Source organism: Leptotrichia sp. oral taxon 498 (assembly GCF_002240055.1).
Classification (GTDB): Bacteria; Fusobacteriota; Fusobacteriia; order Fusobacteriales; family Leptotrichiaceae; genus Leptotrichia; species Leptotrichia rugosa.
Window position 1 is genome coordinate 143,225 of sequence record NZ_CP016753.1, and the last position, 18,236, is coordinate 161,460.

Annotated in this window: 15 protein-coding genes and 1 CRISPR repeat array; of the genes, 3 read left to right on the plus strand and 12 right to left on the minus strand. The window is 28.1% G+C overall.

Annotation, left to right across the window (positions count from 1 at the left end; translation table 11 throughout):
* Positions 1–20: 20 nt before the first annotated feature.
* Complete coding sequence (locus BCB68_RS00580; protein WP_237048652.1) at positions 21–1,298, minus strand: exopolysaccharide biosynthesis polyprenyl glycosylphosphotransferase; 1,278 nt, start codon at positions 1,296–1,298, stop codon at positions 21–23.
* A 55-nt stretch (positions 1,299–1,353) separates the two neighbouring features.
* Complete coding sequence (locus BCB68_RS00585) at positions 1,354–2,379, minus strand: acyltransferase (protein WP_094079067.1); 1,026 nt, start codon at positions 2,377–2,379, stop codon at positions 1,354–1,356.
* A gap of 490 nt (positions 2,380–2,869) precedes the next feature.
* Positions 2,870–4,099: a CRISPR direct-repeat array (repeat unit 37 nt; unit sequence GTTAAAGTAGTGAATCCATTAAAATAAGGATTGAAAC).
* A gap of 307 nt (positions 4,100–4,406) precedes the next feature.
* Here BCB68_RS00585 and rplM point away from each other — a divergent pair.
* Both rplM and rpsI read left to right on the plus strand, forming a co-directional pair.
* The gene (rplM, locus tag BCB68_RS00590; RefSeq protein WP_094079068.1) at positions 4,407–4,841 is read left to right on the plus strand and encodes a 50S ribosomal protein L13; all 435 of its coding nucleotides are present in this window, start codon (positions 4,407–4,409) and stop codon (positions 4,839–4,841) included.
* Positions 4,842–4,854: 13 nt separating this feature from the next.
* The gene (gene rpsI / locus BCB68_RS00595; protein WP_094079069.1) at positions 4,855–5,253 is read left to right on the plus strand and encodes a 30S ribosomal protein S9; all 399 of its coding nucleotides are present in this window, start codon (positions 4,855–4,857) and stop codon (positions 5,251–5,253) included.
* 228 nt (positions 5,254–5,481) lie between these two features.
* On the opposite strand, the gene glmM is transcribed toward rpsI, so the two are convergent.
* From glmM to BCB68_RS00645, 10 genes are all read right to left on the minus strand, one after another.
* Positions 5,482–6,843, minus strand: coding sequence for a phosphoglucosamine mutase (glmM, locus tag BCB68_RS00600; RefSeq protein ID WP_094079070.1), 1,362 nt, complete (start codon positions 6,841–6,843; stop codon positions 5,482–5,484).
* A gap of 37 nt (positions 6,844–6,880) precedes the next feature.
* Positions 6,881–8,473 carry a sensor histidine kinase gene (locus BCB68_RS00605; RefSeq protein WP_094079071.1) on the minus strand — a complete coding sequence of 531 codons (1,593 nt, stop codon included), beginning with the start codon at positions 8,471–8,473 and terminating at the stop codon, positions 6,881–6,883.
* 11 nt (positions 8,474–8,484) lie between these two features.
* Positions 8,485–9,165 carry a response regulator transcription factor gene (locus tag BCB68_RS00610; RefSeq protein ID WP_094079072.1) on the minus strand — a complete coding sequence of 227 codons (681 nt, stop codon included), beginning with the start codon at positions 9,163–9,165 and terminating at the stop codon, positions 8,485–8,487.
* A 228-nt stretch (positions 9,166–9,393) separates the two neighbouring features.
* Entirely contained in the window at positions 9,394–10,662 is a 1,269-nt protein-coding gene (locus tag BCB68_RS00615) for a peptidase U32 family protein (RefSeq protein ID WP_094079073.1), read from the minus strand.
* Positions 10,663–10,706: 44 nt separating this feature from the next.
* Positions 10,707–12,149: a replicative DNA helicase gene (gene dnaB, locus BCB68_RS00620; RefSeq protein WP_094079074.1), complete on the minus strand. Its 1,443-nt coding sequence runs from the start codon at positions 12,147–12,149 to the stop codon at positions 10,707–10,709.
* Between the two features lie 24 nt (positions 12,150–12,173).
* A complete protein-coding gene (gene rplI / locus BCB68_RS00625; protein ID WP_094079075.1) occupies positions 12,174–12,626 on the minus strand; it encodes a 50S ribosomal protein L9 in 453 nt (150 codons plus the stop codon).
* Between the two features lie 41 nt (positions 12,627–12,667).
* Positions 12,668–14,230: a DNA polymerase III subunit gamma/tau gene (gene dnaX / locus BCB68_RS00630; RefSeq protein WP_172826452.1), complete on the minus strand. Its 1,563-nt coding sequence runs from the start codon at positions 14,228–14,230 to the stop codon at positions 12,668–12,670.
* A gap of 159 nt (positions 14,231–14,389) precedes the next feature.
* Positions 14,390–15,031, minus strand: coding sequence for a thiol peroxidase (tpx, locus tag BCB68_RS00635; RefSeq protein ID WP_094079076.1), 642 nt, complete (start codon positions 15,029–15,031; stop codon positions 14,390–14,392).
* Positions 15,032–15,613: 582 nt separating this feature from the next.
* On the minus strand, positions 15,614–16,297 hold the full coding sequence (locus tag BCB68_RS00640) for a DUF6320 domain-containing protein (protein WP_094079077.1): 684 nt from the start codon (positions 16,295–16,297) through the stop codon (positions 15,614–15,616).
* Positions 16,298–16,322: 25 nt separating this feature from the next.
* Positions 16,323–17,588: an alcohol acetyltransferase gene (locus tag BCB68_RS00645; protein ID WP_094079078.1), complete on the minus strand. Its 1,266-nt coding sequence runs from the start codon at positions 17,586–17,588 to the stop codon at positions 16,323–16,325.
* A gap of 254 nt (positions 17,589–17,842) precedes the next feature.
* Between BCB68_RS00645 and BCB68_RS00650 the strand changes: the two genes are divergently transcribed.
* A complete protein-coding gene (locus tag BCB68_RS00650; RefSeq protein ID WP_094079079.1) occupies positions 17,843–18,082 on the plus strand; it encodes a hypothetical protein in 240 nt (79 codons plus the stop codon).
* Positions 18,083–18,236: the final 154 nt, after the last annotated feature.

The following is an 18,236-nucleotide window of genomic DNA, read 5'->3' on the forward strand; positions in this document are numbered from 1 at the left end:
TTATCTTATCTTATCTTATTTTATCTTCCCTTTCCAAAAATTACAATTGTGATGGTTTTTAATAAAATTTTCATATCGAATAAAATATCATGATTTTTTATGTAATATAAGTCATATTGCAATTTTCTGTAGGCATCCTCGACACTTGCTCCGTAGGGATACATCACTTGAGCCCAGCCTGTAAGCCCGGGTTTTACCGTATGTCTTAAATTATAGTACATTATTTCTTTTTCTAATTGTTTTATGAAAAATTCTCGCTCAGGTCTTGGACCGACAAAACTCATCTCACCTTTTAAGACATTCCATAGCTGCGGCAATTCGTCCACCCTTGTAAGACGCATAAATTTTCCAAATTTTGTGACACGGTTATCATTTTTTGTAGCCCATTTTGGTCCATCTTTTTCAGCATCAGTCGTCATCGAACGAAATTTTACGATTTTAAAAGGTTTGTTTCCCTCACCAATTCTTTCCTGAATAAAAAATATCGGTCCTTTTGACTCAAGTTTTATAATAATCGCTGCAATAATCATAATCGGAATTACACAAACTCCTATTAATAGCGCAAAAATAATGTCTAATATTCTTTTGGCTTTTAAGTTGAAATTATTGTGGTAAATTTCAAAACCTGTATTTTCCAAAAACCACTTTGGACTCAGATGCGAAACTGGCAATTTATTTTCATACATTTCATAAAATTCTAAATAATTGTAATACTGAAGTCCCTTTAATTTATTTTTCAAAAGTTTGTCAACAATTTTTGGATTTATAAGTAAATTTTCTGTAAAATCGACAATTATATTTATTTTTTTTAAATCACAAATTTTTAATATATCATATCCGTAATCTTTTTTTTGAACATTTTTGTAATGCTCAATAAACCTGTATTGTTCGTCATTTTTTATGCTTTCAAGTAAATCTTGGGTATAATCATTTTCTCCTATAAACATAATTCTTTGTCTTTCAACAACTCCCACGATTATAATATATCTAAAAACAATTTGAAACATGGCGATTATTCCAAATAGAACTATCGCTTCATAAAATGTAAATATTTTAAAAAAATTAGCCACGGTGGCAAAAATAAAGTTAACTACACAGACAACCGCCATATCACGAAGACGGTATCTTCCAACTGCAATATTGTAAATATTTCCAACATAATATGCAATTAGCGCGACTCCAAATATTCCTATATTCCTGAATCCAAGTCCTCTATTTATAATAATAAGACCTATAAAGTAAACAACTATCGTAAGTATCCAAAATAATGCCAAATAATTTTTTCTAACACCACTCACTGTTATAATACACCTCTTTCTGATAATTTTTTAATATAATAAAAAGATAAACTTATTATAAACGATAAAAAAATATGCAACAAAATGAAATAACTATATACTTTCCATAACTTATCCTATTTTTTAAATAATTTTCACAAAAATAGACAAAAATTGGATGAATTAAGTAGATATCGAATGTCATAGCTGACCCAACTTTTACAAATTTTTTTAAACTTGAATTTTCATTCTTTAATTTTTTTTTTTCAAAATTTACTGCAAACTCAAAAATTATAACTGATATAAAAAATACAAATATCGAGTAATAATTATAAAAATAGTCAAACAGCTTGCCATCTTTTTTTGTGAAAATATAAGTAAAATAAATAATCATAGAATTAAACAAAAAAAACAGAACTGCACTTATTTTTTTATTTTTAAAAATCCTAATTTTTTTATTTCCAATCAAATATCCGAGTAAAAAATACCCAACATACTCACCAACCTGTTCATAAGTATTTATCTTTAACTTAAAAAAAGTGTTAAAAAATGGCATCAAAACCCAAAAAAATATCCAAACTGATATTAGATATTTTGTATTTTGAAAATTTTTTTCTTTATCCCAAAAAACAATTTTTCGTAAAATTGGTGTAATGAGATAAATTGAAACTATCATGTAAATATACCACAAATGATAATAAATTTTTCCAGTTAATAGCTGTTTTACAAAATTTATATAAAAACTTTTTTTGAAAAATAGATTATTTTCAAAACTGTTATTATGAAAAGTTATTGTGAAAAGATAAAAAATTATAGAGTAAATTAAAAATTTGGGGATAATTTTTAAAATCCGCTTTTTAAAAAATACTATTATTTTTTCATCTTTTCCAAGCAAAAAAAATCCACTAACCATCACAAAAATTGGCACGCAACTCCTACAAAAGCTGTCGATGACATTGGAAATAATCCATTCATAAGAAAGCTCGCCACTTTCAACTTCATAAAGTTTCCCGCAGACAATATGAATAAAAACAACCATAATTATTGCAACAAACTTTAACGTGTCAAATTTAGAAAATAAATCTTTATCTTTATTATTCATAAATATTTCTCCAGTTATTTTATTGTAATTAATTAATTAATTTTATCACAATTTGATAATTTTGTGAACCAACTATTTTTTGCTTAATAGAGTAAAAATTTTAGAGGTATATTTTTAGTTTAAATTTATTTTTAATTAAAAAATGTTATTCTATTCAACATTATTTTAATAATTTTATGGTTTAGATAAAGGGACTCAAAGCAGAATTTTTATTTATCTCTAAATATTTTACTCCGTCCAAAATCAAAAAAAATTTTGAAAAAACAGAAAAATATGGTAAAATAAGTTTGTAGAAAAAGTTACTACCACTACAAGAAATAAAAAAATGCTGATAAAATCCATTCAAAGTCAGTAAAAATAGGGATTAGGAGTTACGGAAAATACTAAAAAAATGGCAAAAAATAATAAAAATTAGTCAAAAAATTGCAATTTTAATGTCTGAAAAAATCTCTGTAACATTGATAAATAAAGGATTTTCTCGAAAATACAGGTTAAAGTAGTGAATCCATTAAAATAAGGATTGAAACTTATTTTTCACATATGTATAATGTATATCTATTAGTTAAAGTAGTGAATCCATTAAAATAAGGATTGAAACCTAAATCCATAAACATCGGTTTTCCATCTTTCCTTTTAGTTAAAGTAGTGAATCCATTAAAATAAGGATTGAAACTTTTAGGAATATCTTTCATACTGAATGTACCGTGCTCTCTTGTTAAAGTAGTGAATCCATTAAAATAAGGATTGAAACAGACTATCTAAAGAGTTTAAAGCTATACCAGCAGATGTTAAAGTAGTGAATCCATTAAAATAAGGATTGAAACGTATAATCTCTTTTTTCAAAGTCAATCTTTCCTTTGTTAAAGTAGTGAATCCATTAAAATAAGGATTGAAACTTATCTATATTTGTAGATACTTCATAATTTGTATTTACGTTAAAGTAGTGAATCCATTAAAATAAGGATTGAAACTTTTTCTTTTTTTCCTAATCCAAACATTTTTCTACCTCGTTAAAGTAGTGAATCCATTAAAATAAGGATTGAAACTATTACACAGATGTACCGATTTATTTAATGGTTAATTGTTAAAGTAGTGAATCCATTAAAATAAGGATTGAAACACATTGGTTTAGAATCCCAAATACCATTTTTAGTAAGTTAAAGTAGTGAATCCATTAAAATAAGGATTGAAACCTATTCAACAGTATCAACAACAACAAGGACAAGTACAGTTAAAGTAGTGAATCCATTAAAATAAGGATTGAAACTTAAATTTCCAATCTAATGTTAATGTATTTGTAGGTATTAGTTAAAGTAGTGAATCCATTAAAATAAGGATTGAAACGTTCTTGGTACAGAGTTGATATCGTATAATTTCACTTTCATGTTAAAGTAGTGAATCCATTAAAATAAGGATTGAAACGTTCTTGGTACAGAGTTGATATCGTATAATTTCACTTTCATGTTAAAGTAGTGAATCCATTAAAATAAGGATTGAAACCTTTCTCCTTTCCGATAGCACTCTGCCATCGGTGTAAAGAGTGTTAAAGTAGTGAATCCATTAAAATAAGGATTGAAACCCATAATTTTTAATTATTCCTTTAATTCTGTAACGTTAAAGTAGTGAATCCATTAAAATAAGGATTGAAAACTTATCCAATATGGATCTATATTCCCATAGTCCGTTAAAGTAGTGAATCCATTAAAACAAGGATAAAAAATTTTAAAATATTTAAGTACAAATAAAAAAACTCTATTTTGAGTTTTTTTTATTTTTTTATTCAATCCATAAAATTACTAAAATAATATTAAACAGAATAACATCTTGTAATCAAAAATAAATTAAAACTAAAAATCTTTTCTAAATTTTTCCCCCTATCTCTATCCTATTTGATGTTCAAAAAAAATTTTCATCTTTCTTTATTGACAAAGGAGCAAAAATGATATATAATTATATTTAAATATGAGCCTTTCCCACAAAGGACCGTTATCCGAATAAAATTTAATTGAAAAAAATAGGAGGATGAAGTGAGTAAATACACTAAAATGCAAAAAAAAGAAGAAGTTACAAGAAATTGGTATGAAATAGATGCCGAAGGAAAAATACTTGGTAAAGTTGCTGCAGAAATCGCAGTAAGACTTATGGGTAAACATAAACCAAGCTACACACCACATGTTGATGGAGGAGATTTTGTTATTGTAACAAATGCTGAAAAAATCGCAGTTACAGGAAAAAAATTATTAGATAAAAAATATTACAGACACAGTGGTTATCCAGGTGGACTAAAAGTTAGAAATTTGCAAGAAATGTTAGAAAAACAACCTACTGAAGTAATAAGAAAAGCCGTTGAAAGAATGTTACCAAAAAATAAACTAGGAAGTCAAATGATTGGCAGACTTAAAGTATTTGTAGGAAATGAACATGTACATTCAGCACAAAAACCAGAAAGAATAGATTTATAGGAGGTAAAAATTCGTGGCAAATAAAATTCAATATTTAGGAACAGGAAGAAGAAAAACATCAGTAGCAAGAGTAAGATTAATCCCTGGAGAAACAGGAGTTACAATTAACGGAAAAGATATGAGAGAATATTTTGGTGGAAGAGAAATCTTAGCTAAAATCGTAGAACAACCATTAGAATTGACAGAAACTTTAAACAAATACGGAGTAAAAGTTAATGTAAACGGTGGAGGAAATACAGGTCAAGCAGGAGCTATAAGACATGGTGTTTCAAGAGCTCTATTATTAGCAGACGCTGAATTAAGAAGAGCACTAAAAGAAGCTGGATTCTTAACAAGAGATTCAAGAATGGTTGAAAGAAAAAAATACGGGAAAAAGAAAGCAAGAAGAAGTCCACAATTCTCAAAAAGATAATTTTATTATTTTATATGCCCTTGGAAACATTGGTTTTCAGGGGTTTTTATTTTGAAAAAAGTATGGAAAAGTATAGAAGTGTATGCCTACAATATACACACAATATACAAGCAATATACAAAATACAAAGAGTGGACATGATTTTTGTAAACTTAACTTAATTTCCTATTTCATAAAAAAGAAAAAGACTAGAATTTTATCTAGCCTTATTTTTATAATTCAATCAACTTATCCCAAAACCTCTTCAACTTTTTTTGCCAATTCTTTGATATATTTATCCACAATTTCTTGTTTTTCCGCTTCAACCATCACTCTAATAAGTGATTCGGTTCCAGACGCTCTCACTAAGATTCTACCTTTTCCAGCAATCTCTTTTTGTTTTTCTCTTATAAAATCCATCAATTCTTTATTTGTTTCCCAAGTTGCCTTTTTCTCCTTAGAAACCATTATATTTTTAGAATCTTGTGGCCACAGTTTTATATCTTTTACTAATTCATTCAATGTTTTTCCACTTTCTAAAATTGCTGAAACTAACTGAATTGAGGATAAAACTCCATCTCCAGTCGTGTTGTAATCCAACATCAAAATATGTCCAGATTGCTCTCCACCAATATTTAGACCATATTCTTTCATTTTTTCAAGAACATATCTATCTCCAACATTTGCTCTAATTAATCCAATTCCTTGTTCGTCCAGATATTTTTCAAATCCCATGTTGCTTAGAACTGTTGTAACTACTTTGTTGTCATTCAAAAGTCCTCTTTTTTTAAAATATCTAGCGATTATAGCAATTACTAAATCTCCATTAATTACATTTCCTTCGTGGTCAACTGCAATAAGTCTGTCTGCGTCTCCGTCAAATGCAAGTCCCAAGTCAGCTTTATATACTTTTACAACTTCCTGCAAAAGCTCCGGATGAGTTGAACCACAGTTTACATTTATATTTTTTCCATTTGGAATGTTGTTTATTACGATAATGTCCGCTCCAAGTTTTTGATAAATTTTTGAAGCTACTCTATATGCTGCACCATTCGCTGCATCAATTACAATTTTCAAGCCTTTAAAACTTGTTTTCACAGTTGAAGCCAAAAAGTCCAAATAAATTCTCATATCATCTTCAACATACTTAAATCTTCCTAAATCATCTCCAGCAATTTGATGTTTCAATAATTTTTCCCTGTCTTCCATAAGCGCTTCTATTTCTTCTTCAACATTATCTGGAAGTTTATAGCCGTTTGAGCTAAAAATTTTAATTCCATTATCTTTTACTGGATTGTGTGAAGCAGAGATCATAATTCCCGCATCAGCTTTTAATTTTCTTGTCAAATAACAAACACCAGGTGTTGGAAGCACTCCGACAAAATCAATATGCACTCCCATTGAATTTAATCCAGCAGATAATGCTGATCTTATCATATATCCTGAAATCCTTGTATCAGTTCCCAAGATAATTCTTGGTTTTCCCGCTTTTTTTCTATGTTTTTTTAAATAATATCCAAGAGCAAGTCCCAAATTTCCAACTAAATCAATAGTTAAATCTTTGTTGGCTTCTCCACGCATTCCATCTGTTCCAAAATATTTTCTAGCCATTTTTATTACTTTTTATTCCTTTCTTTTTTCATTTTTTTCACTTTTTTTGTTGCTTTATTTTATTTTTTACCTTTCTTTTTTTTAAAAACTTAAAAAAAGAACTTGACTTTTCTTTTGTTCTATCTTTTTTATTAAATTTTTCATTTTTAGCTATAATTTCTTTTTCATTTATTGGCAAAACTATAGAAATTTTAGTTCCTTTTCCCATTTCAGAATCAATTTCTATTTTTCCGTTATGAATTTCAATTATTCTTTTCACAATTGCAAGTCCAAGTCCAGTTCCTCCAGTCGCTTTAGTTCTCGATAAGTCAACTCTGTAAAATCTGTCAAAGATTCGCTTCGTATCTTCTTTTGAAATTCCGACACCTTCATCACGAATAGAAATTACACCATTTCCATTTCTTATTTCTGACTCAATATAAATATTTGTATTTTCTTCCGAATATTTTGTCGCATTTTCAATTATCGCCCTAATCGCCTGTTGAAGCAAAGTTTCATCTCCGTTTATTTTAAAATTTTCTCCCTCTTTTAAGTGGATTTCGTGAGTTTTTGTTGAAACTTTTGTATCCAAATAAATTTGCCTAACCATTTCATTGGCATCAATTTCAACAAATTTTGTATTAATTTTTGTAATCTCACCTTTTGCCAAAAACAGCAATTTTTGAATTAAATTTCGCATATTATCAGTTTCGTTTATAATTGAATCGATTGATTCCTCAAAAATTTCTTCATTTGTAAGTCTACGCTTTTTAATTATTTCCGCATAACCCTTTATTATTGCAAGTGGCGTTCTAAGCTCATGCGATGCATCTGACACAAATTTTTTCTGATTTCCAAAAGAAATCTCAATTCTATCTAGCATCTCATTTATAATTAGAGTCAATGTCTGAAGTTCATCTTCACTTTTTGGAACTTCTATTCTTTGGCTCAAATCTTCACTTGTAATACTTTTTGCCGTTTTTATTACACTTTTAATAGGTTTTAAGATTCTTCTGCTGACTATTTTTGACACGATTATCGTAAGAACTGCTCCTATTATCGTAAATAAAATTACGAGATATTCCAGTCTTTTATAAATTTTATTTTCCTGTGAAATATTTTTTAATACATAGATATTGAAATCATAATGCTTTATATTTCTTGCAACTTTAAAAGCAAAATATTTATTTTCACTACCCAAGTCAATAGTTTTTCCATTTGCCTCATTTTCTCTTAAATTAAATTTTTCCAGCATTTTTACGATTTCTTCGTTTGTTGCACTAGCTTCTTCTGTATCAGTTCCACCAATTGTATTTATTGGAATTGCACTACTGTTATTTCTTTTCATTTCAAGAACGTACAGATAACCTTCTTCCCCAGGATTAAAAGGCTTTAAGTAAATAATTTTTCCTCCTTCCATAACTTGTGGGTTAAAATCAAATGTAAGTTCATTTGTTTTTCTTGAAAATACAGTAACTTTATCTAAAAAACTGTTTATATCTTCTATTTTATTTTGTGCCAAAGACACTAAATTTTTTTTTGACTGTCTTTGCAGTGAATATACTAAAATAACATTTGAAAATAATATCAATACCAAAAATAGAAGAACATAGTTCAAAGAAATACGGTCTTCTAATTTTAAATTTCTCATAATTTAACCCCTTATTTAAAGATAAATCCAATTCCTCTCACGGTTTGAATAAATCTTCTTTCGTAAGGTCTGTCAATTTTATCTCTCAAATATTTGATATATAAATCCAAAATGTTATCATTTCCAATATAATCAAATCCCCAAACTTCTTCTAATATTTTATCTCTCGATAAAACAATCCCTTTATTCAGAACTAAAAAGTCAAGTAATTCAAATTCTCTTTTAGACAGCTGAATCAAATCTTTTCCATAACCTCTAAAAATCTCATAAGTCGAATAATTTATGGTCAGGTCTTCAAATTCAAAAAGCCCTTTGTGATCGACCGCTTTTTTAGTTCTTCTTAATAAAGCTTTTATTCTTGCAAGTAATTCTTCATTTGAAAATGGCTTTGTCATGTAGTCGTCAGCTCCATAATCAAATCCAACCACTTTATCACTTATTTCATCTTTAGCTGTAAGCATAATTATAGGCACTTGCGAAGTTTCTCTCACCCTTTTACAAACTTCCATTCCGCTCATTTTTGGAAGCATTACATCTAGCAAGATTAAGTCATATGAACCATATTTAGCCATATTTAAACCTTCTTTACCGTCATATGCAAAAAAAACATCAAAACCTTCAAATTTTAATTCAATTTCAAGAAGTCTTGAAATTTTTGGGTCGTCTTCCACAACCAATATTTTTTCTTTCATCATTTATCACCACTTTTATTTTAATTTGTCAGAAATTTCATAAAAAAAATTTCAATTCGTTCTAATTATTATACCTTATTTTTTAAAATTTGTATACACTTTTATCTTTTTTTTATAATAATTTTTAGATAAAAAGTAATTATAAATAGATTAAGATAGATAATTTTTCTGAATTTTGCTTTTATTTTGTTAAATTTTCAATTAAATAAAAATTATAAAAATTTAAAATTAGAAATTTTCTTTATCCATATCGCTATCTGACTTTCCTTCTGGAAGTTTTATTCTTAATAAATCCATCGGTCCCATTTCAACTTCAGTTTCTATAATTGCAATCGTATTAGGATTCACATGATCTTCGTACTTTTCTTTTTTTGTATTGAAAAAGTTTTTTACTTTAAATTTTACAACTTCTGATTCTGGTCTCACAAGTTCCAATTCCTGCGTTGCAAAGACTTGATTTCTAATTTGAATTTTATATTTATTCGTATCAACTTTTTCTAACACATTTGCAATCAATCTGTATGTTTGACTATATGAAAGCCCAGTCTTGTAATTTTGATCTTTTTCAGTTGTAGGCCCCAAGAAAAACCCATTTGAATACTGTCTGTGGCTAATTGTTTTAAGCTCTTTTAGCCAGTCTTCATCAAATTTATAACTTCCTGAATAATAAGAATCTAATGCTCTTTTATACTGTTTTACAACTGTTGAATTGTAATAAATACTTTTCATTCTTCCTTCAATTTTTAGCGAATCCACTCCTGCTTCAATAATTTTATCAATAAATTCAATCGTACACAAATCTTTTGCATTAAACATAAATGTTCCATCTTCATTTTCTATAATATCATGCGCCCCAGTTTCTTCATGCCCTTCAGCAATAACTTTATAGTTCCAACGACAATCCTGTGCACAAATTCCACGGTTGGAATCTCTTCCGGTAAAATAGTTACTAAGTAAACATCTTCCCGAATAAGTCATGCACATCGCCCCATGAATAAACACTTCTATTTCAACATCTGGCACTTTTTCACGAATTTTTTTAATTTCGTTTAGTGACATTTCTCTTGCCAAAATAACTCTTTTAGCTCCCATCTCTTTCCAAGTTTTGACACTCATCCAGTTTGTATTATTGGCTTGTGTGCTGACATGTATTCTCAAGTTTGGCGCATATTCTCTAACTAGCTGAAAAACTCCAAGATCGGCTACGATTGCCGCATCTGCCCCATATTCCTCCAGTTTTTTTATAAATCTTGGCATATATTCAATTTCTGCATTGTGAGCAAAAATATTCAGTGTCACATACACTTTTTTTCCCAAGCTGTGAGCATAATCAATAGCTTGTTTTAATTCCTTGTTATTAAAATTAGAGGACATTCCTCTCAAATTAAAGGCATTTCCTCCAATAAAACAAGCATCCGCTCCAAAATGAAAAGCACTTTTCAACTTTTCCATATTTCCAGCAGGTGCTAGTAATTCTACTCTTTTTCTCTTTTTCATCTCTTCTCCTTATTTTTTTAATTGTTTGTCGTATCCAAATTTTTTTATTCAGACGGCGGTAAATATTTGTCACTCTTTATATTCAAAAATCTTTGATACGAAGCTTCAAATGATAATTTTACTGTTCCAATTGGTCCGCTTCTATGTTTTCCAATGATTAATTCCACCTCTTCACCTTTTTCATTCTCTTCGCTATTGTTATTATTATCACTGTTAGAAGATTCACTTTCTTCTTCATCATCAAAATTATTTTTTTTGTAATAACTGTCACGATATAAAAACATTACCATATCCGCATCTTGTTCTATTGCTCCAGATTCTCTCAAGTCAGATAACATCGGTCTTTTATCATTTCTCTGCTCCACTCCCCTAGAAAGCTGTGACAAAGTCAAAATTGGTATATTTAGCTCTTTTGCAAGAAGTTTTAGTGAACGGGAAATCTCTGATATTTCCTGTTCTCTGCTTTTTCTATAGCCTTCCTGCGGGCTTATAAGCTGCAAATAATCAATTAAAAGAAAATCAAGTTTTCCTTCCGATTTTAATCTACGTGCCGTTGACTTTAATTCCATCATATTTACACTTGCGGAATCTGAGATATAAAATGGCATTTCAGTAATCTCACCAAAAACTTCTCCCATTCTATACATTTCTTCACTCTTGAGCATATTATCTTTTAATGATTTCAACCTTATCCCCGCAGTAATTGATAAAATTCTGTCAAACAGCTGCTCATTTCCCATCTCCAAACTATATACCAGAACATGCTTATTTTGTTTTGCGACACTTATCGCAAGATTTAGTGCGAACGCTGTTTTCCCCATAGCTGGTCTAGCCGCAAGAATCATTAAGTCAGATCCATGAAGACCACCCGTCATCTGGTCAAAAGCAGAATATCCTGTAGGTATTCCACTTAATTCACTCGTCGAATTTTGATATTCATCCAATAACTTTAATTTTTTATCCGCTAATTCCCCAACTTTTATGATTTCCTGATGCTGCTTTTTTTTAGAAATTTCAAAGATTTTCTTTTCGGCATCATCTATGATCTTTTCTATACTATTATAACTATTTTGCGACAATTTTATAATTTCTTCTCCAACATCAATAAGCTGTCTTTGAATTGATTTTTCTTTTATTATTCTGGCATAAGTTGTCGCATTTGCCGCTGTTGAAACAACTTCTGTAAAATCATAAATGGTGTCTTCTCCACCGACTTCTTCCAAAAGATTATTTTTTTTCAAAAGTTCGATAATTACGAGAACTTCTATAATTTTCCCACTCTCGTGAGCCTTTTTCATCTCATTAAATAATATTTTGTGACTTCCCTTATAAAAATCTTCTTCATTTACGATTTCCAAAATTTCAGACATAATTTTTGGTTTTAAAAATATTGATCCAATCAATCCTTCTTCAGCTTTTATACTATATGTTTTTTCGGGTAAGCCATTTACTTTCTCATCAGTCAAATTCAAATCATCTATATCCATTCTTCCCCTTTGCCCCTAAAAAATTTATTTTGCTTCAACTTTTACTTTTATGCTTCCTTTCACTTCCGAATGAAGTTTTAATTCAACTATGTGAAGTCCCAAATCTTTCACTCTTGTATTACTTGAAATTTTCTTTTTGTCAATTTCAATATTTAATTGCTCTTTTATCGCTTCCGCAATTTCTTTTGCTCCAATTGAACCAAAAACTTTTCCATTTTCTCCAGCTTTAACTTTTAGCACAACTTCTTTTTTTGCAAGTATATTTTTTAATTCATTTGCTTCTTTTACATCTCTTGCGTGATTTTTTTCTATTTTTTCATTTTTTTTCTGCAATTTATTAATATTTTCTGGCGTTGCCAAAACCGCTTTATTTTTATTTAACAAAAAGTTATTGGCATATCCATCTTTTACTTCAATAATTTCGTCCTTTTTTCCTATTCCTTTAATTGTTTCTGTCAAAATTACTTTAATTTTCATATTAAAAATCTCCTTTTTATTTATTTTTGTTTTTAATTTTTTTATTCTTTATTTTTTCGCTTCAAAATTTCTCCCTCAAAAAAATCCGTCATCTTATCCAAAAATTTTTGGCTCTCACTTTTAACTTTATTTTTTAAAACTACGGCTTTCACTTCAATATTAGTTTTGCAAATTTTGTTTATTACTTCTTCTATTTCCTTCTTATCTTCCCCCATAATTTTATTTTTAATAAAGTCATTTTCAACTTCCACATAGAGCATATTTTTTTCCACTTTCAAAAAATTTGCATTTTGAAAATAAATTGAGAAAGCTGTATTCAAATTTTTCAATTCAGACATTATTCTTCTAATTTTTTTTCTAAAAATAGAAATATTAATATTTTCCTCAGACTCCAATTCTTCTTCTACAATCTCTTCTTTTTCTTTAGAAATGTCATCAACTTTTTCTTTTTTCTCAAAACTTTTTTTAGTTTCATTTGCTTCCTCTGAGTCAAAAGTTTTTGAGTTTCCATATGAGTTTTTTTCATCATCAACATCAAGATTTTCAAAATTTTCTAGTTTTTTTTCTAAAACTTTAACTCTATTATTTTTATATAACTCATGAATCAAAACATATCCAAGCAGTCTTTTGTCCTCTTCATACTTAAATTCATTTAATGTAAAATAAATTGAACTTATTGTATCGAGTAAAAAATTTACTTTAATATCTTTACTTTTTCTAAACTGCTCCTTCAAATAATAAGCAAAATCTTTTAAAAAATTTTCAATTACAACTCCGTCTTCCCATATTTTATCAATAAAATCGACAAGTTTTTCTTTATTTGCGAGAAAGATTAAATCTAAAAACTCTCTCAAAAGAATTTCAGGTACGACTCCCAATGCCTTTTGTGTCTTTAAAATATCAATTGCTTCTCCAGAATAGTTTGACACAACTTGCTCAAAAATCGAAAAGCTGTCTCTTGCACTTCCTTCAGACTTTTGATATATCAGATCCAGACTTTCTTCATCAATTTCAATATCTTCTTTAAAAGCAACTTTTTTTAACAATTTTATTATATCTTTTTTATCAATTGGTAAAAAATCATATCTTTGACATCGTGAAATAACCGTATCTGGAATTTTATCAATTTCAGTTGTAGCCAAAATAAATATTATATGTGACGGCGGTTCTTCCAATGTCTTTAAAAGTGCATTGAATGCTTCTTTTGTGAGCATATGAACCTCATCAATTATATAAATTTTTTTTCTTCCTTTTACGGGTCTATAATTTATCTTTTCTTTTAACTCCCTAATTTCGTCAATTCCACGATTGGATGCCGCGTCAATTTCCACCATGTCCATAGAAATCCCTTTACTAATTTCAACACAGTTCTCGCAAACTCCGCAAGGAGAATCTGTCACATCTTCACTGTTTAAACAATTTACCCCTTTTGCAATAAGTCTTGCAATCGTAGTTTTCCCAACTCCACGAGGTCCGTTAAATAAATAAGCGTGTGATAATTTATTTTCTCTCAAAGAATTTTTTATGGCACGAGTCACAAATTCTTGTCCCGCTATTTCATCGAAATTCTGAGGACGATATTTTCTATATAATGTAATATTCAATATTCTCACTTCTCATTTCTTTTTATGACTGTTTTTATTATATCATTTTTAATAAAATTTGTGAACCACAAAAAAATTTTAAATAAATAATAATATATAATACAAAAAAAATTGGCAATACAAACTACCAATTTTAAATTTATATTTTCACTTTATATTTTATTTTTTCATTTTTTGTAAAAAAGCTAATGCTTTGTCTATGTCAGCCTCATTTTTTTCATCTTGTACATATTCTATATATTTAACAGTATTATCTTTATCCAAAATGATTAATGCACGAGTAAGAAGACCTTTTTCTTTAATAAATAAACCGTTTTGCAGACCGAATTGATGATATTTAAAGTCTGAGATAGCTTTTATCCCGTTTATATCGTTTTCAGTACAAAATCTAGCTTGTGCAAATGGTGTGTCTTCTGTAACTGAATAAAATTTTATATCTGGATTCTTCTGAGCCTCGTCATTTAAAATTTTGGTTTGAATTGAGCAAACTTTTGTATCTAAAGAAGGCGCTGTATACAAAACTTTTATATTCTTATCATCAAAAATATTTTTTTCCTCCAATTTTGCATTTACAACTAATGGAACTTGAGTTATTTTGTCGCCAACTTTCAATTTTTTTCCAACGATTGTAATTGGCTCTTCACCCATTCTGATTTTTAAATCATTTTCTGATTTTAAACTGTCAATATATTCCAAATATTTTTTATCTATACCTTTTACTTCTTCAGTTTTACTTTTAGTCTTATTCCCACAAGAAACTATTGCAAGTAAAATTAAAGAATTTAAAATTATTTTTTTCATTTGATTTCTCCCTATTTCAAATTTTAATTTTTTTTATTATATCACTAAAAATTCTTTCTTGCAAATACAAATGTTTTTAAAACAAAGAAAAATATTTAAAGCTAGATTTTTAATTTCAAATTTTTTAAAGTTATCCTTAATTACAAGATGTTATTTTGTTTAGTATAGTTTTTTCTTTTTTTACATAAGGGGAAAGGACCGCCATTTCCCCTTATAATCCCCACGCTCGTCTAAGAATTTTTTTGAAGTAAAGCCGAAACTCACTTCGTTCAAACAGTCGTCTTTACTCCAAAAAAATCACGACACTTTTATATAGTAGTAAAATTTAAACCGTCGGAGCATTTTTATGTGCTGACAAAACTGTTTGAGCACGATTAGTGCGAGTTTTTTGTCAGTGCATAAAAATGACGAAGACTAGCCGGGGTGCAGGGGTGCAGCGATGAGCACTTCTGCTTAAAAAAGGATATTGAAAAATTTTTATTTTAATAATTTCATAGATTACATAAGAAACCTAAATTAGAAATTCTTTTATTTACCTCTAAATATTTTATTTCATTATATTTTTTAATAAATATATTTTAACTACAAATGTAATCTTCTTTTAAATTCTTCCCTATACGATTTATATGAATATCTTAAAAGTATATTTAGAATAAAAAGCGGAATTGATGAAAATATTGACCAGGTCATTTTCCGGCTTATTATAAATTCCAACACCAATAAAAATATTCCGACAAAAAAGATAAAAAAATTTAATATTTTTAATTTATCTGATTTATGCTTGTCCCAAACAAATGAAAAAATTAATCCAATTACAGTAAATGCCACAACAATCGGAATTCCTAATTTTAAGCTCCAAGTCAAAACTTTATTTCCATAATCCAATATCAAAAAATAACTGCTAAGTCCAAAAAAACTAATAAATAAATTTGTTCTCATTCTATAAGAATCAAGTAAAATAAATAAAAATAAATCAAAAATTAAAATTGACGGAATTGTGTAATATGCCCATTTCATTTTATGGTACATTATCATATTCTGAAAAAATACTTCTAAAATTGGAATTATTGAAATTGAAAAAAAAGACAAAAATACCGTTTTTTTTATTTTTTTCATTCTCAATTCATAAAAATTTATGTTTATTTTTGGATACTCACTTTCATAACTGATTTTTTCTAAATCGTCCAACTGTGGTACAGGAGTTTCACACAGAGGACATTTTTTTACGCCATCTTCAAGTTCTACGCCACATTTTACACAATACATCTCATTTTCCTTTCTTTATTTTTTTTTAATGATTTGTTATAATTTTTGACCTTATTCCCCGCTTTCGCAAATAAATAAAAAAATCTCGTTCTATTTCGTAATTTGTAGTCAGATTCCCAAAGTTTATATATATTTTTTTTGTATCGCTAATTACTCCAACTTTTACTTTACATCTCTTGCTAGGCGGTGGCAAAAATCTAAATCCCAAAATATATTTTTTGTATTTCGGCTCAGTTCTAAAAATTCCCAAATTTGAAAATCCCGTCGTATATCCCCGCTCACCGTAATAATCAAAAATAAATGGAAAAAACATTCGCTTTATAAAATACGGGACTATTTGTATTAAAATATTCTCAACTGGATTCATCGCTTTATAAATACTTTTGTAAAACTCCTTTTCATTTATTTTAAGAGCAAAATAATTATCCAAATATGTGATGATTTCCGAGAGCGAATAAGTCCCAAGACTTGCATCAATGCTTGGTGTTATGTTCATAAAAAAATTTCTGTAAGTATTTTCACAAAAAATTTTTCTTAAATCCACAGGAACACCAATAACAATCGGATTTTTCGCACTTGAATATCTATCAAGCAAAATTTTAAAATAAACAGCGAGTAAATATTTTCCAATTGTTGTGTTATGTTTTTTACTTTCTTTTTTTATTTCACTCAGAAGAATTTCTCCTGTCGTTATATGATACTGACCTTTTTTTAATATCTTTAGCGGCAAATGAAATGCTGATTTTATTGTCACTTCTTTACTCACTTTTCGCAAATACTTTTCATATGAATTTACATATCCATCTTTTTCAACATTTTTGACTTCTTCAAAATTTTTCTTTTCTTCCACAAAAATTTTCATTTTGTTTTTTACAAAAAAATATTTTTCTTCTAGATATTTTTCTATTAAATCTCTAAAAAATATCATAGCTCCCCCGCCATCAGTCAAAAAATGAGCGATTTCCACCGAAAGTTTATTATTATAATAAATTATTCTCAAAGGATTATTTTTTTGAATATTTGTACATGGATAAGTTTTTTCTTTTTCAAGCATAAATCCAGTATTTTTTTCTTGAAGATAGTTCCAGAAAATTCCCTTTTTAAGCTCTGAATTAAAAAATGGATATTTTTTTTCCAAAAAAGGTAATATTTTCTGTAAAACTTCCAAGTCAACATTTTCCAAAAATTTAACGGAAAGTCTAAAGCAAGTTGTTCTACCTTCACTTATGATAGAAGAATAAGTTTTTGCAAAAGCGTCTAATTTATACCAAACTTTTTCATTCTTTCTCATTCTTTTCCAGCCTTTCTAATTTATAATTTCCAATTTTTGATTTATAATTTAATAATTTATAACTTTTAATTTTTAAAAAAAATTTTTTAGTTTTATATTATTATACAACGATTAATTTTATTTTTCCACACTTATATTTTTTATAACAAAATGGAACTATAAACTATAATTATAATATTTGTTTTGAATTAATTAGTTTTACCTCATAATCGTACTTTTTCTATTTTTTTCATAATAAGTATGTTGGACATAATATGCAAAACTATGATACAATGACAACAACAGGAGCTTCATCAGGAACGTCATCAGGAAAATCTCCTAGAGTTACAAACATTGGATTTAATCAAGATGATAGAAATAAACAAGAAGTAACTAGAAATACAGTAGTTGGAAATGCTGAAATAGATAAAACTTCTGAAAGTCCAATAAATAGGGATGTTATGAAAACTAATGAAGTTACAAAAGATTGCAGTGTTCGAGAGATAGTCTATTGAGTATGCTACTAATCCTGGTAAGTTGAAAGAAGATTTGAGTAAGATTAAAGATAAAATAAAAGACGTTACAAAGGCATTGGATAATTTAATTCATGTTTCAGAAAAAGAACTGGATATGCAGAGTTAAAATTTAAACCTGATGCATTCACTCGTC